This window comes from Archangium gephyra (assembly GCF_049060025.1).
Classification (GTDB): Bacteria; Myxococcota; Myxococcia; order Myxococcales; family Myxococcaceae; genus Archangium; species Archangium gephyra_A.
The window spans coordinates 3622109-3637967 of record NZ_JBMEQQ010000002.1; the positions used below are offsets into that span (position 1 = coordinate 3622109).

Consider the following 15859-nt stretch of genomic DNA (forward strand, 5'->3'; position numbering starts at 1 on the left):
TCAGACCTCCATCACTTCCTTCTCCTTCTTGGAGATGATCTCGTCGACCTTCTTCACGCCGTCGTCCGTCTCCTTCTGCACCTTGTCCGTCAGGCGCTTGGAGTCGTCCTCGGTGATCTTCTTGTCCTTGAGCTGCGCCTTGAGGACCTCGTTGGCGTCGCGGCGGATGTTGCGGATGGCGACCTTGTGCTCCTCGCCCTTGGTCTTCACCGCCTTGGCGATCTCCTTGCGCCGCTCCTCGGTGAGGGGCGGGAAGGGCAGGCGGATGACCTCACCGTCGTTCATCGGGTTGATGCCGAGGTTGGCCTCGCGGATGGCCTTCTCGATGTCCTTGAGGACGCTCTTCTCCCACGGCTTGATGATGATGAGCCGGGGCTCGGGCGAGGTGATGTTGGCCACGCCGCTCAGCGGGGTGGGCGTGCCGTAGTAGTCCACCCGGATGCCGTCCAGCAGGTTGGGACTGGCCCGGCCCGTGCGCACCTTCGTCAGGTCGCGGCGGAGATCATCGAGCGTCTTGTCGATACGGCCCTTCAGTTCGGTCACGACGTCTGCCATGTGCAGGTCTCCTTATGAAGCGCGTCCGTGCTTCTCTCAGGCCCAGGCCGTCTCGCCCACGCCCACCACGGTTCCGATCTCGCCCGCGTCGCCCAGGATCGCCTTGTGGATGTTACCGCGCTGGGTCAGATCGAAGACGATGATCGGCAGCTTGTTGTCCATGCAGAGCGAGATGGCCGTGGAGTCCATCACGTTCAGGTTCTGCTTGAGGACGTCCATGTACGTCAGCGTCCGGTAGCGGCGCGCCTCCGGGTCCTTCTTCGGATCCGCGTTGTAGATGCCGTCCACCTTGGTCGCCTTGAGGATGACCTCGGCGTTGATCTCCATGGCGCGCAGGGAAGCGGCGGTGTCCGTGGTGAAGTACGGGTTGCCGGTGCCCGCCGCGAAGATGACGATGCGGCCCTTCTCCAGGTGGCGCACCGCGCGCCGGCGGATGTAGGGCTCGGCGATCTGCTCCATCTTGATGGCCGAGAGCACCCGGGTGTGGCAGCCCTGCTTCTCCAGCGCGTCCTGCATCGCCATGGAGTTGATGCAGGTGGCGAGCATGCCCATGTAGTCGGCGCTCGCGCGATCCATGCCCTCGGTGGAGCCCGCCACGCCGCGGAAGATGTTGCCTCCGCCGATGACCACCGCCATCTCCACGCCCGCCTCCACCACTTCCTTCAACTCGGAGGCGATGCGCGTCAGCGTGGGAGGATGGATTCCGTACTTCCCCTCACCCATCAGGGCTTCACCCGACAGCTTGAGGAGGATGCGCTTGTAACGACGGGCCGTGGCTGGAGCGGACATTGGTCCCGCTTCTATCCCTCGCCCCGGCGGCGATCAACGCCGGAGTGCCCTGGCCGTCCGCCAGTGGCCCCTCCCCCGCCACCTGGCCCCCCCGAACGGCAAGGGCCGCGCCGCTCCGGGAATACCGGAACGCGCGGCCCTCGGGACGGCGGGAGGCGGACGGCTAGGCCTGGCCCAGCGTCTTGGCCACCTCGGCGGCCAGGTCATCCTTCTTCTTCTCGATGCCCTCACCCACCTCGTAGCGCACGAAGCGGCGCACGGCGACCTTCTCGCCGATCTTCGCCGCGCGCTCGGTGATCATCTCACCGACCTTCTTCTTGTCGTCCTTCACCCAGAGCTGGTCCACGAGGCACACCTGCTCGTAGTACTTCTCCACCTTGCCCACGAGGATCTTGTCCCACATGGCCTCGGGCTTGCCCTGCTGCTTGAGCAGCTCGCGCTGGATCTCCCGCTCCTTCTCCAGCTGCTCGGTGGGGACCTCCTCCCGGCTCACGAACTTGGGGTTGGCCGCGGCGACCTGCATGGCCACGTCCTTGACCAGGTCCTGGAAGTCCGTGTTGCGGGCCACGAAGTCCGTCTCGCAGTTGACCTCCACGATGACGCCGATGCGGCCACCGTGGACGTAGGTGCCGATCATTCCCTCGGCGGCCACGCGGCTGGCCTTGCCCGCGGCGCGGGAGATGCCCTTCTTGCGCAGCCACTCCTCGGCCTTGACGAAGTCGCCACCGGTCTCGGCGAGGGCCTTCTTGCAATCCATCATGCCCGCGCCGGTCTTCTCGCGGAGCTCCTTCACCATCGTGGCGCTGACCTCGGCCATGTTCGTCTCCAGGGACCCACCCCGTGACTGGGGGGGATTGAGGTTTGAAGGTACTGCTGGGTTGAAAAGGAAAAGCCGGGCGGCGACCAAGCGCCGCCCGGCTGGACTCCACGCGCTCCTCGGGGGAGCGCGGCGGCACTACTCGGCGGCGGGGGTCTCCCCGCCAGCCTCGCCGCCACCCTCGGTGCCCTCGCCCGCGGCAGCGGGAGCGGCGGCGCCCTTCATCTCCACGAGGGGCCCGCGGCGCTCGCCGCCACGGTCACCACCACCGCGGCGGTCACCACCCCGGTCATTGCGGCGCGGCCCGCGGCGGTCGCCACGGTCGTCGCGGTCGCGGCGGTCACCACGCTCCTGCTGCTCGTCCTCGTCACGGTCGGCCGCCCCGCTGGCGCGGTAACGGGCCCCGCCCTCGATGCAGGACTCGGCGATCTTCGAGGTGAAGAGCTTGATGGAGCGGATGGCGTCGTCGTTGCCCGGGATGACGAAGTCGATGCCGTCCGGATCGCAGTTGGTGTCCACCACGCCGATCACGGGGATGCCGAGGCGGTTGGCCTCGTGCACCGCGATGTGCTCCTTCTTCGGGTCGACCACGAAGATGCACTTGGGCAGCTTGGCCATCTCCTTCACGCCGCCCAGGTTCTTCTCCAGCTTCTCGCGCTCACGCTCGAGGGAAGCCACTTCCTTCTTCGGGAGGCGCTCGAAGGTGCCGTCCTCGGCCATCTTCTCCAGGGTCTTCAGACGGTCGATGCCCTGCTTGATCGTCTTGAAGTTGGTCAGCGTGCCACCCAGCCAACGGCTGGTGACGAAGAACTGACCGGCGCGGCGCGCCTCCTCCTGGATGACGTCCTGGGCCTGCTTCTTGGTGCCCACGAAGAGCACCGAGCCGCCACGGCCGGTGATGTCGGCCACGAAGCGGAAGGCCGCGCGGGCCAGGTTGACCGTCTTCTGCAGGTCGATGATGTAGATGCCGTTGCGGGCGCCGAAGATGTAGGGCTTCATCTTCGGGTTCCAGCGCTTCGTCTGGTGGCCGAAGTGAACACCGGCCTCCAGGAGCTGCCGCATCGTGATGCCGCTGGCGGCGGCCATGGCCTGCTGCTGAGTCGTATTGTCCTGAGTTTCCATCTCGGTTCTTCCTCCACGTTCCGTCAACGACTCCGGCCGTTTGCTCCCAGACAGGAGCACCGAGGACCGGCGGGAACGTGTGCGTAGTGGGTTGACTGAAACGACGAGCCCACCACCAGCCTGGGCTGGCGGCGGGCGGGCTTCTCTAACAAAACCCATGCCGCGGGTGCAAGCTTCGCGACGCGGGGTGGGGAGAGGTGGACGGGAGCCGGGCGCCCAGGGGAGCTGGGGCCCGGTCTCCCCCCTGGGGAGCCGGCCTAGACGCTGGCCTCGGACGCCCCGTGGCACTTCTTGTACTTCTTGCCGCTGCCGCAGTGGCAGGGGTCATTGCGGCCCAGCTTGGGACCGGCGGCCGGAGCGGCCTGGCGGGCGGGGCCGGGACGGGCGGCGGCGGCCTGGGCCTCGTCCAGCTTGCCATCGGCGTTCGCACGGCCCTCGTGCATCTGCCGCTGGCGCTGGGCCATCTGCCGGGCCAGCCGTGCCGTCTCCTCGGCGGCGGCGGCGGCCCCCTTGGCCTGCACCCGCATCATCTGCATGGCGAACTGGGTGCTGATGGCCCCCAGCATCTGCATGAACCCGTTGTAGCCCTCCTTCTTGTACTCCTGCTTCGGGTCCTTCTGGCCGTAGCCGCGCAGGCCAATGCCCTGACGCAGGTGGTCCATCGCCAGCAGGTGGTCCTTCCACAGCGTGTCGATGGTGACCAGGTAGCGCACCTGGAGGAAGCGCAGGAACTCCTCGCCGAACTCCTGCTCGCGCGCCTGGATGACCTTCTCCGCCGCCTTGTAGATGTCCTCCTGCAGTTCCTCGCGCGAGTTCACGTTCGTGAAGGACAGCTCCAGGTTGAGCGACTCCTTCACCCCGCGGGTGAGCGCCTCCAGGTCCCACGACGCGGGGTTCCTGGACGGGCAGTAGGTGTCGGTGAGCGACACGATGACGTCCTCGACCGCGTCGAGGAGCAGCTCCCGGTAGTCCGCCCAGGAGACGGTCTGCTCGGAGCGGATCTTCGCCTTGGTCTTCTTGTCCTCCTCGTACTCGACCAGCGGGATGCCGGCACCGGCGGCCAGCACCTTGCGGCGCAGCTTGTAGATGGTGCGCCGCTGCTGGTTCATCACGTCGTCGTACTCGAGCAAGTTCTTGCGGATGTCGAAGTTGTGACCCTCGACGCGCCGCTGGGCGCTCTCGATGGCGCGGCTGAGCCACACGTGCTCGATGACCTCGCCCTCCTCCATGCCCAGGCGCTCCATCAGCCCCGAGATGCGCTCGGAGCCGAAGATGCGCATCAGGTCGTCCTCGAGCGACAGGTAGAAGCGGCTGCCACCCGGGTCTCCCTGGCGGCCGGCACGGCCACGGAGCTGGTTGTCGATGCGGCGCGACTCGTGACGCTCGGTGCCGATGATGTAGAGGCCGCCGGCGGCCACCACTTCCTCGCGCTCCTTCTGCGTCTGCTCCTTGAACCGGGCCAGCACCGTCTCGTAGCGCTGCTTGTACTCGGCGAGCGCCTGCTCGTAGGCCGTCAGGTCCACCGGCTGGCCGTCCGGCCCCGTCGTCACGGCGGGAGCCTCGGGCTCGGGGCCCACCTCGGAGCGGGCCATCACCTCGGGGTTGCCGCCCAGGAGGATGTCCGTGCCGCGGCCGGCCATGTTGGTGGAGATGGTGACGGCGCCCTTGCGGCCCGCCTGCGCGACGATCTCCGCCTCGCGCTCGTGCTGCTTCGCGTTGAGCACGTTGTGGGGGATGCCCTGCTTCTTGAGGAAGTTGGCCACCACCTCGCTCTTGGCGATGGACACCGTACCCACCAGCACCGGCTGCCCCTTCTGGTGCAGCTCGACGATGTCCTTGGCCACCGCCTCGAACTTCTCGCGCTCCGTCTTGTAGACGACGTCGTCCTGATCCTTGCGGATCATCGCCCGGTTGGTGGGCACCACGCGGACTTCGAGGTTGTAGATCTTCGCGAACTCCTCGGCCTCGGTGTCGGCGGTGCCGGTCATGCCCGAGAGCTTGGAGTACATGCGGAAGTAGTTCTGGAACGAGATGGTCGCCAGCGTCTGGTTCTCGTTCTCGATGTTCACGCCTTCCTTGGCCTCGACGGCCTGGTGCAGGCCGTCCGACCAGCGGCGGCCCGCCATGAGGCGGCCGGTGAACTCGTCGACGATGACCACCTCGCCGTCGCGCACCACGTAGTCGCGGTCACGCTTGTAGAGCGTGTGGGCGCGCAGGGACTGCTCCACGTGGTGGAGCGTCTCGATCTCGCCCGGATCGTAGAGGTTGCCGATCTTCAGCCGCTGCTGGATCTTCTCGATGCCCGAGTCGGTGAGGGACACCGACTTGTGCTTCTCGTCCAGGATGTAGTCCTGGTCCGGCACGAGGCCCGGAATCACCTTGTCGACGATGTAGTACTTGTCGGTGGTGTCGTCCGTGGGGCCGGAGATGATGAGCGGGGTGCGGGCCTCGTCGATGAGGATGGAGTCCACCTCGTCGACGATGGCGAAGTTCAGCTCGCGCTGGACGTAGTCCTGCAGGCGGAACTTCATGTTGTCGCGCAGGTAGTCGAAGCCGAACTCGTTGTTCTGCCCGTAGGTGATGTCCGCCCGGTAGGACTCCTGGCGCTGACGGTCGTTCAGCTCGTGGAGGATGCAGCCGGTGGTCATGCCCAGGAAGCGGTGCACGCGGCCCATCCACTCGGAGTCGCGCCGGGCGAGGTAGTCGTTCACCGTCACCACGTGCACGCCGCGGCCGGACAGGGCGTTGAGGTACGAGGGCAGCGTGGCGGTGAGCGTCTTGCCCTCACCGGTGCGCATCTCCGCGATGCACCCCTGGTGGAGGAACATGCCGCCGATCATCTGCACGTCGTAGTGCCGCTGGCCGATCACCCGGCGGGCGGCCTCGCGTGTGATGGCGAAGGCGTCGAACAGCAGCTCGTCCAGCGGGCGGCCGTTCGCCACCTCCTGCTTCATCCGTGCGGTGGCGGCGGGGAAATCCTCATCCTTGAGCGCCCGCATCTTGCTCTCGAGCTCATTGATGCGGGCTACCTTCGGGAGCGTTTTCTTGAGCTCGCGCTCATTCTTCGTCCCGATGATCTTCTTCAGCGTCCATTCGATCATGCGATTCTGACTCTCTCGCCCGACAATCCTCGAAGGGACGCGGCGAGTGAAGGGAAATCCCTGGATTGTAGGTGGGATGCAGGAAGGAAACCATGCGTTTCTCCCGCGTCATTCCACCTGATTGGCCGCCGCGCGAGCGGCAGGACAGAGTAAAGCGGAACCGAGGCCACGCAATGCCCTCTCGTCGAAAAGAGACCAGTCGTCCCGCAAGGCGCCCTGCTCAACGCCCTCAGAAGGGCCCTCCCCCTGCTCGGGGAGCGAAGCGGGCGCCCGTACCACTTCCCGCAGTTCCACCCCGGGTGAAGTCACCGCCGATACCGGCAGTTACCCTCCCCTCTCAACCCGGGCGGTGGCTATGGACCTGCCGCGCCGGTTTCGAGCCCCACCTGTTCGAAGAGTTGGCATGGGCGGGAGCTTCCCCCCGGATGCTCGGCGAGGTGCTCGTGGAGAGCGAGAAGCGCCCCTCCGAGCCCCCCGTCTTCGCCCGCACCGGCATCCGCGTGCAGGCCTCCCTCCCCTCCGAGCAATCGCCCGAACTCCTCGCCGAGTCGATCTCCACCCGGGTGGCCGAGGCGTTGCCCAACGGCTCGCTCGTGTTGCAGGCATTCACCCCCGACAGCCCGGCCGGCAACCGGATGGCCGACGAGGCGGATGCCCTGCTGGAGGCGGTGCGGGCTCGCCTGCCCGCGGACCGGCTGCTGGAGGAAACGTGGCGCGCCCGGGAGGCCGGGGCGACGCTCGTCGAGCTGTGCGTGGCGCCCGGGGTGGTGCTGGTGGGCTCGGTGCCCGCCCGCGAGGCCCTCTCGCTCTCGCCCGGGGGACGACAGCGGATGCGGCGCTCGGCCGACTCCCCTTCCCGCGCGGCGATGAAGCTCGAGGAGGCCCTCGTCAACCTCCCCTTCGAGCCGGGCCGGGGTGAGGTGTGTGTGGACCTCGGCGCGGCGCCGGGCGGGTGGACACAGCGGCTGGTGGCCCGGGGAGCCCGGGTGGTTGCCGTGGACCCGGCCAAGCTGATGCCCGAGCTGGCCCGGCAGCCCCGCGTGGAGCACATCCAGGAGAGCGCCTTCGCCTACGCCCCCGAGGAGCCGGCCGACTGGCTCTTCTGCGACATGGCCTGGCGGCCCATCGAGGTGGCGCAGCTCCTGGCCAAGTGGGGCCGGCGCGGCTGGGCCTCCCACTTGGTGGCCAACATCAAGCTGCCCATGAAGGACAAGAACCCCATCCTCGTGCGCGTGCGGCACATCCTCACGCAGGAGGGCGGCTGGCAGGGGCTCACCATGCGCCAGCTCTACCACGACCGCGACGAGGTCACCGTCACCGCGCACAAGGTGACCTAGCCCTCCCCTCGCGGTTAAAGAGCGGCCATGCCCTACGCCATCGACGAAGCCATGGCCACCGCGCTGGTGACCCTCTACCCCCGGCTCGTGCAGCGCTCGCCCGAGCCCGTGAAGGTCGCGCTCCAGCGCCTGCTCGACGAGGAGCACGCCCGCCGCGGCGTGCCGGACGCGACGGGCGCGCTCAATCCGCTCGCCCTCACCCAGGGGACGCTCCTCAAGGAGGAGTTCGACCTCTCCACCCACGCACACCACGAGGGCTGGACGCTCGGCGCCCTCATTGCCGACGTGAAGGGGATGATCCACGTCAACGCGCGCCACGGCTTCCCCGCGGGCGATGCCCTGCTGCGCGCCGTGGTGGAGTCCCTGCGCGCCCAGTTCCCCGGGGCCAAGGTGGTGCGGCTGCAGGGGGACAACTTCGCCGTGCTGCTCGTGCCCACCTCGGGGCTGCCGGTGACGGAGGGACTGCGCGAGCCCACCCGCTCCCGGCTCGCGGCGGACGCTCTCGCCGCGCTCCCCGCGGGCGCCGAGGCTCCCGACTTCACGCTCGCCCTGCTGGAGCTCACCATCGAGCAGCCCACCCACTGGCAGGTGCTCGGGCCTCTCGTGTGGGGCGAGCTCGAGCGCGCCTACACCCTGGAGCGCATGGGCAACGCGGGGGGTCTGCAGCGGCGGCGCCTGCAGCTCGGCGGCTTCGTGCCCGGCCGCTCCGAGCCCTGAAACGCGAAAGGGGCGAGGGTCCGAAGACCCTCACCCCAGCCCTCTCCCAGAGGGAGAGGGGGCATACGCGGGATTCAACCTGGGAGGCGAGGCACCCTCACCCCGTCCCTCTCCCGGGGGGAGAGGGGTGGATTACTCCTCGAGGATGAACTTGCGCGGGTTCTGCGGGATGCCGTTGACGCGCACTTCGTAGTGCAGGTGCGGACCCGTGGAGCGGCCCGTGTTGCCCACCGCCGCGATCAACCCGCCACGCTTCACCCGGTCACCCGCCTTCACCAGGATCTTCGCCAGGTGGCCGTAGCGCGTCTTGATGCCGTAGCCGTGGTCGATGACGATCACGTTGCCGTAACCGCCCTCGAGGCCCGCGAACACCACCGTGCCGTCCGACGGCGCGAAGACGTCCTTGCCGTGCGGCGCCGCGATGTCCATGCCCGCGTGCATCACCCGGTCCGCCGTGTACGGATCCAACCGCGAACCGAAGTCGCTCGTCACCCAGCCGCGCGTCGGCCACAGCGACGGCGTGGAGGCCAGCAGCGACTTCTGGTCCTGGAAGTAGGCCTGCAGCTCGTGGAGGCTCTGCTCCTGCCGGGTGGCCTCGGCGCTCAGCCGATCCAACTTCCCCGTCAGCGCCTTGGGCGACTCCATGCTGGCCAGCTCGGTGAACGCCGTCTCCGCCGTGGGCGAGCCCACTCCCGGCTCCTGCTCCACCGGTCCCATGGCCAGGTTGCGTTGCGGATCCGACAACAGCGTGATGGCCCGCAGCTTCTGGTCGAACCGCTCCACCCGGTCCAGCGTGGAGCCGATGTGCTCGATGCGCTCGCGCACCGACTTCAACTGGCCGCGCAGCGTCAGGTTCTCCTCACGGAGGATCCGGTTCTCCGCCGCGTCCCGGGCCACCTGGAAGTAGTGGAGGGTGGCCCCCAGGGCCAGCCCCGCCAGCAGCAGAAGCCCGCCCCCCACCTGGAGGAACAGCGACTTCTGTACGCGGTAGCGCTTGACCGGAGATTCGTGGTCCGGGACCACGATCAGGGTGTAGGACTTTTTCGCCAATGCCAGCTCCCTATAGTGCGCCTCAGCGCTTCGGCGTGCGAACCCGGGGCCACAATCTAGGTCATGCCCGAGTGCGCTTCATCTCCCCCACGCCCCGACACCCACCCATCCGTCATCCAGCGTGCCTCTTAAAGCACGGGAATCGTTTGGGCAGCTACCACCCGACCTCTCAGGGTGTCAAGTAAGGACACACGACACCCAACGTCCCACGTCCAGTCGCGTGGAACAATTCCAGGCGCCCACTCGGAGCGCCCTGATTTCAGGCTGAAACCTGAACGACGATGACCGTGATGTTGTCGTCGCCGCCACGCTCGTTCGCCAGGTCGATGAGCCGCTTGGGAACGTCGGCGAGGCTGGCCGAGGCCTGCACGGCTTCGTGCAGTTCCCGGTCCTCGACCATGTTGGCGAGCCCGTCCGAGCACAGCAGGAAGACGTCTCCTGGCTCCGCCACCACACCCATCACGTCCACCTGGACTTCTTCCTCGAAGCCCACGGAGCGCGTGATGATGTTCTTGTAGCGGGAGTGCTTGGCCTCTTCGGGGGTGATCATCCCGGCCTTGATCTGCTCGTTGACCAACGAGTGGTCCTCGGAGATCTGCTGGATGAGGGGACCCCGGACGAGGTAGGCCCGGCTGTCGCCCACGTGCGCGAAGAACGCCTGATTGTCGCGCACGACGAGCGAGATGACGGTGGTGCCCATCCCCGACAGGCGCGGATCCTCCTGCGCGGTGGTGAAGATGGCCAGACAGGCCCTCTCCACCGCCGTACGCAAGGCATCCGGCAGGAGCGCGTCCTGCAGGTTGGACGTGGTGACAAACGGGTTGTCCCGGCCTTCACGGGCCCGTCTGAGCTCCTTGTCGATGGTCTCGACGGCGATGCGGGAGGCGGTACCGCCCCCAGCATGGCCACCCATGCCATCCGCGACGACATAGAGCTGTAGCTCGTCGTCGATCAGGAAGCTGTCTTCATTATGGTTGCGCTTACGCCCCACATCCGTGAGGCCGGCCGAGACGACCTTCATGCGGGGAGCCGCGGTCTGCCCTGCGGTTCTGGACACGGGCTGGATGCTATGTGAGGGACCTTATCGGAGCAAGGAGGCGTTGCACGTACCTGTCTACGCACTGCGGCGCAGCCTGCCCCGGGAGCCGCCATCCGGGGTCTGATCCCGCCGGGCCCGGGGGGGTCCGGACGCCCGATTGGCCGAACGGACCAGGGCCTCGGCCGCCCCCAGCGCCTCGCGCGTCACCTCTACTCCGGACATCATCCGCGCCAACTCCTGGGTGCGCTCGGCTCCCGCCTCCAGAGGCACTACCTCCGAGACGGTGCGCTCGCCCTTGAAGCCCTTGCGGATGAGCAGGTGGGCGTCCGCGTAGGCCGCCACCTGCGGCAGGTGGGTGATGGTCAGCACCTGACGGTGCCCGCTGACGTCCCGAATCATCCGCCCCACCACGTCCGCGATGGCGCCGCTCACCCCCGAGTCCGCCTCGTCCAGGATGTAGCAGCCGCAGCCGTCACTGTCGGCCAGTGCACGCTTGAGGGCCAGGAGGAGGCGCGAGGCCTCACCTCCCGACGCCACCTTGGCGAGCTGACGGGCGGGCTCGCCCGGGTTGGCGCTGAAGAAGAACTCCACGTCGTCCAGGCCCTCGGCCTTGAGCTGGGTGCCGGGCGTCACCCGCACCTCGAAGGCGGCCTTGCCCAGCGCGAGCATGCCCAGCCCCTCGCGCACCTGGGTGCCGAAGGAGACGGCGCACGCGGTGCGCGCCCGCGACAGGGCCTCGCCACTGCGGCGCGCCCGCTCCTCCACCGCCTTGCGCTCACGGGCGAGCTGCTCCAGCACCTCCTGCCGGTTGTCCAGCGTGGACAGCTCCGTCTCCAGCGCGTCGCGCTTCTGGAGAACGCCGTCCAGGGTGGTGGCGTGCTTGCGGCACAGCCGCTTGAGGGCGTCGAGGCGATCCTCCACCTCCCCCAGCCGGGCCGGGTCGGACTCCAGGCCCTCCACGTACCGGCTGAGCCGGCGCTGCGCCTCCTCCAGCTCCGCGAGCGCGGACCCCAGCGCATCCGCCACCGGGGCGAGCGTGGCATCGCACTTCACCGCCTCGGTCACCAGCCCCAGCGCGCGGCCCACCGTCTCCACGGCGCTCGACTCCTCGCCGGAGAGCAGCTGCTCCGCCTCGGCGCCCTGCCGCTTGAGCTTCTCCGAGCCCGCCAGCCGGCGCCGCTCGGCGTCCAGCCGCACGTCCTCACCGGACTCCGGCTCCAGGCGGGTGATTTCATCCAGTTGGAAGCGCAGGAACTCGGCGCGCTCGCGCAGCCGGGACTCGTCCCCGCCCAGCGCCTCCATGCGCGACACCACCTCCGCCACGGCCGCATAGTCGCGCCCATAGGCGGCGAGCTGCTCCTCCAGCCGCCCGTAACGGTCCAGCAGCACCCGGTGCAGTCCGGAGTCGAAGAGGCTCACGTGCTCGTGCTGGCCGGCGATGTCCACCGTGCCGCGCATGAAGCGGGCCAGCACGCCCACCGTCACCAGCGAACCATTGATGTAGGCCTTGGCGCGGCCATTGCGGCCCACCACCCGGCGCACCAGCACCTCTTCTCCGAGGTCCGGCACGCCCAGCTCCTCCATCCGGGTGGCCAGCACGGGAGTGCGCTCGAACACGCCCTCCACCGAGGCCTCGTCGCAGCCCGAGCGGATGGCGTCTGCATCCGCCCGCCCGCCCAGCAGCAGCCCGAGGGCGTCCACCAGGATGGACTTGCCCGCTCCGGTTTCGCCCGTGAGCACGGTCAGGCCGGCTCCGAACGTCACCTCCACCTCCTCAATCACCGCCACATTCGAAATGCGCAAGCCCAGCAGCACGGTGCCCTCCTTCGCCATACGGACCGTACCTGAACAACCTAGCAGTGGGCTCTGACACTGCACAAGCGTTCCGTCCCGTGGCTCGTGCGCCAGCTTGCATGCACGGGGGGTGATGTGAGGCGTCGGACTCTCTTGTAGCCCTCCAGGGTTACTCGCCCTGGAAGAGGTCGACGATGTCCGACTCGGTCAGCAGCTTGCCGAAGTCGCCATCCGCACTGAGAACCCCCGCGGCCAGGTCCTTCTTGCGTTTCTGGAGGCTGAGAATCTTTTCCTCCACAGTGCCGCGCGTAATGAGCTTGTAGCTGATGACGGCGCGCGTCTGGCCGATGCGGTGGGTACGGTCGGTCGCCTGGTCTTCCACGGCCGGGTTCCACCACGGATCGTAGTGGATGACGTAGTCGGCCGCGGTGAGGTTGAGGCCGGTGCCACCCGCCTTGAGGCTGATGAAGAAGAGCGGAGGCCCGTCCGGACGGTTGAACTCGTCCACCTTGCCCATGCGGTCCTTCGTCCGGCCGTCCAGGTAGAGGTAGCGCAGGCCCCGGCGGTCCGCCTCGCCCTTGAGCAGCTCGAGCATCTCGGTGAACTGGCTGAAGACGAGCGCGCGGTGGCCCTCGGCGACGAGGTCGTCCACGAGCTGGCCGAAGCGCTCCAGCTTCGCGCTGGCGGGCAGCAGCGTGCCGGGAGGCATCTTGAGCAGCCGCGGATCGCAGCACACCTGGCGCAGGCGCATGAGCGCCGCGAGGATGGAGACGCGGCTGCGCTTGAAGCCCATCTTCTCGATGGACTCGTTCACCTTGCGGCGGCTCTCCTCGAGCACCTCGCGGTAGAGGGCCGCCTGCCCGGGCTCCATCTCGCACCAGGCCACGCTCTCCGTCTTGGGCGGCAGGTCCTTGGCCACCTCCGTCTTCAGACGGCGCATGATGAAGGGCTGGATGCGGCGGCGCAGGCGGTCGCGCACGTTGCTGTCGTTGGCCACCTGGATGGGCTGCTCGAAGCGGTCGCTGAAGCCCTCCGCGCTGCCGAGGAAGCCCGGCATGAGGAAGTCGAAGAGGCTCCACAGCTCGCTGAGCCGGTTCTCCAGCGGCGTACCGGTGAGCGCGAGCCGCGTGTCGCTCGGCAGCGACTTGCACGCCTGTGCCGTGGCGCTGTCCGCGTTCTTGATGTTCTGCGCCTCGTCGAGGATGACGTAGCGGAAGCCCACCTCGCTGAGCGCCTCCAGGTCGCGCCGGACCAGCGCGTAGGACGTGAGCACGAGGTCCGCGCCCTTGAGGTCCTCGACGCGCTCCTTGCGATCCTGGCCGTGCCAGACGATCGTCTTCAGGCCCGGGGTGAAGCGCTCGGCCTCGCGCTCCCAGTTGGCGAGCACGCTGGTGGGCGCCACCACGAGCGACGGCTTGCGGCCCTCCTCGTTGGCCACCTTCTGCAGGAGGCTCAGGGACTGGATCGTCTTTCCGAGACCCATGTCGTCCGCGAGGATGCCGGACAGCCCGTGCCGGTGGAGGAACCAGAGCCAGGACAGGCCCGCCTCCTGGTAGTGGCGCAGCGTGGCCTGGAGCCCCTCGGGGAGCCCCACCTTGGGCACGCCGTTGGTGTCGCGCAGCTCGGTCATCGCCTTGCGCGCCTTGGCCTCCACCTCGGTGTACTCGCCGAGCTCCACCAGCAGATCCAACGCGACGGCCTGGTGCAGCGGCAGGCGCGTGCGGGTCCGGCCGGGCATGGCGCCGGCCTCCTCCAGCAGGTCCGCGGCGCGCTTGATCTCCGCGAGGTCCGCCTCGGCGTAGGTGCCGTCCTTCAGGGGCACGAAGCGGCGGCCCGAGTCGAGAAACATGCGCACCGCGCCCAGGTCCACCGCCTGGTCATCGGTGACGAACTCGGCATCCAGCTCGAACCAGCTCACCCCGCTCATGCCCACGCGGATGCGCGGACGCAGCTTGGGCCGCAGGCGCACCTTGGGGGCCTGCACGCCGTAGCGCTCCCAGTCGTCGGGCAGCGACGCGAGCCCGCGAGCCCAGAACTCGATGGCCCCATCCCCGCTCGTCTCGTAGGCGTGGGTGTGGCTGTCGTAGCGCATGCCCAGCTCCTGCAGGCGCTTGCCCGCGGCGCGCTCCAGCTCCTCGCGGCGCCGGTACAGCTTGCGGCCGTCGGTGCCCACGCCACTGGCGTAGCCCAGGTGCGAGGCCGTGGGGGACACGGGCACGGTGGTCTGCCCGTAGCGCGCGGCGAGCTGCACCTTCACGCGCTCGGCGGTGCCCTCGAGCGTGAGCAGGAAGCGCGGCTCCACGGACTCGTCCACGTCGATGTCGTCCGCCTTGAGCGCCATCTGGAAGCGCGGCAGGTGGGCGGCGAAGAACGTGAGCACCCGGTCCAACTGCCCCACCGGGAAGGCCATGGTGGGCTCCAGCAGCCACTTGCGCACCAGACGCGGCGGCAGATTCGGCTCCACCGGCGAGAGCGTCTGCCCCGTGATGATGTAGGTGCGCATGCCCGCCAGCAGGATGGCATCCTTGAGGGACAGGCTCGTCCCGTCCGGCATGAGCAGCTCGATGCGGGCGGTGGCGCCGTCCGGGCGGGACTCGAGGTGGATCTGCGGCCGCACCGGCTCGTCCGAGAAGAGCAGCGCGGTGCCGCGGTAGATGACGCGGCGCGGGCGCAGGAACTCGAGCATCTCGCACAGGTCCTCGTCGGAGAGGACGATGCGCGAGTCGTACCGCTGCTCGTGCTTGGCGAGCAGGATGAAGACGCGCTCGTCGGCCGGGGCGATGCGGGTGCCGGCCTGGAGCATGCGCTTGATGTGCACGGGCCCCTTCATCTGCGCGTCCTGGCGGCGCACGTCCATCAGCCAGTGGCGCCCGCCGGGACCCGTGTTGGAGGGGGTGAGCCGGTAGAGGAACTCGTAATCCGGCTGGGAGGAGAGGCCCAGCCAGCTCTCCACCTTGGCGAGCGCGGGCAGGCTCACCGCGTCCATCAGGGGCCCGTCCGCCGAGGGGACGGGAGCGTCGAAATCGGCGTCCGCCTCGCCGTCTGGCGAGGGCTCGTCGGAAGCAGTGTCGGGCACGGCGGCCACCGGGGCGGCGGCGGCGGCCGAAGCAGCGGCGGCGGCGGCGGCCGAGGAGGCGATCATCGAGGCGCGCAGACGCGCGGCATAGACGAGCGCCGCGGCCACCACGTGCTCGCAGTGCAGCCCGGCGGCGTTCCAGGCCGGGCAGGTGCACTTGGAGGTGGGCTTGCCGTTGCCCACCTCGAGGGCGACGTCGTAGCGCTCCTGGGAGGAGGAGGCGGCGGCCACCTGGGCGCTGATGAGGTCTCCCTCTCGTTGGAGGCCGAAGACGCGGCGCGTCTCCGCGACTTCGCGGCCCTTCTTGAAGGTAGCGGGCTGAACTTCCGCCTTGAGGGCGCGCAGCCACTGGCCATCAGGCGGGAAAGAAGCTTCTCGGGTGTCGGCGGTGGAGGGCACGTTCTCGTCAGTCCCTTCCCCCCGGTACGAGGGGAATCCATTCGATTACCACAGACGGGGCAG

Annotated in this window: 11 protein-coding genes; 2 read left to right on the plus strand and 9 right to left on the minus strand. The window is 68.6% G+C overall.

All coding sequences use genetic code 11. The features are described from left to right. The 5 genes from frr to secA form a co-directional block, all read right to left on the minus strand. Complete coding sequence (gene frr, locus ACN28I_RS15695) at positions 1-555, minus strand: ribosome recycling factor (RefSeq protein ID WP_420942834.1); 555 nt, start codon at positions 553-555, stop codon at positions 1-3. A 36-nt stretch (positions 556-591) separates the two neighbouring features. Beyond that, positions 592-1344 (minus strand): UMP kinase, encoded by a 753-nt coding sequence (pyrH, locus tag ACN28I_RS15700; protein WP_420942835.1) that lies wholly within the window; start codon positions 1342-1344, stop codon positions 592-594. A gap of 163 nt (positions 1345-1507) precedes the next feature. Next, a complete protein-coding gene (gene tsf, locus ACN28I_RS15705; RefSeq protein WP_420942836.1) occupies positions 1508-2161 on the minus strand; it encodes a translation elongation factor Ts in 654 nt (217 codons plus the stop codon). Between the two features lie 138 nt (positions 2162-2299). Beyond that, complete coding sequence (gene rpsB, locus ACN28I_RS15710) at positions 2300-3283, minus strand: 30S ribosomal protein S2 (RefSeq protein ID WP_420942837.1); 984 nt, start codon at positions 3281-3283, stop codon at positions 2300-2302. A gap of 257 nt (positions 3284-3540) precedes the next feature. Then, positions 3541-6384, minus strand: a complete 2844-nt coding sequence (gene secA, locus ACN28I_RS15715) for a preprotein translocase subunit SecA (protein WP_420942838.1) — start codon at positions 6382-6384, stop codon at positions 3541-3543. Positions 6385-6809: 425 nt separating this feature from the next. Here secA and rlmM point away from each other — a divergent pair, with 425 nt between their 5' ends. Together rlmM and ACN28I_RS15725 are read left to right on the plus strand one after the other, a co-directional pair. Then, complete coding sequence (gene rlmM, locus ACN28I_RS15720; protein WP_420942839.1) at positions 6810-7721, plus strand: 23S rRNA (cytidine(2498)-2'-O)-methyltransferase RlmM; 912 nt, start codon at positions 6810-6812, stop codon at positions 7719-7721. 27 nt (positions 7722-7748) lie between these two features. Further along, positions 7749-8438: a diguanylate cyclase domain-containing protein gene (locus tag ACN28I_RS15725; RefSeq protein WP_420942840.1), complete on the plus strand. Its 690-nt coding sequence runs from the start codon at positions 7749-7751 to the stop codon at positions 8436-8438. A 132-nt stretch (positions 8439-8570) separates the two neighbouring features. Here the strand turns inward: ACN28I_RS15725 and ACN28I_RS15730 are convergent, their stop codons facing one another. The 4 genes from ACN28I_RS15730 to ACN28I_RS15745 all read right to left on the minus strand — a co-directional run bounded on the left by ACN28I_RS15730 (position 8571) and on the right by ACN28I_RS15745 (position 15796). After that, entirely contained in the window at positions 8571-9488 is a 918-nt protein-coding gene (locus tag ACN28I_RS15730) for a M23 family metallopeptidase (RefSeq protein ID WP_420942841.1), read from the minus strand. 259 nt (positions 9489-9747) lie between these two features. Continuing rightward, entirely contained in the window at positions 9748-10509 is a 762-nt protein-coding gene (locus ACN28I_RS15735; protein WP_211276508.1) for a Stp1/IreP family PP2C-type Ser/Thr phosphatase, read from the minus strand. Between the two features lie 93 nt (positions 10510-10602). Further along, positions 10603-12342: a DNA repair protein RecN gene (recN, locus tag ACN28I_RS15740; protein WP_420948645.1), complete on the minus strand. Its 1740-nt coding sequence runs from the start codon at positions 12340-12342 to the stop codon at positions 10603-10605. A gap of 148 nt (positions 12343-12490) precedes the next feature. Beyond that, positions 12491-15796, minus strand: a complete 3306-nt coding sequence (locus ACN28I_RS15745) for an SNF2-related protein (protein ID WP_420942842.1) — start codon at positions 15794-15796, stop codon at positions 12491-12493. Between the last annotated feature and the right edge of the window lie 63 nt (positions 15797-15859).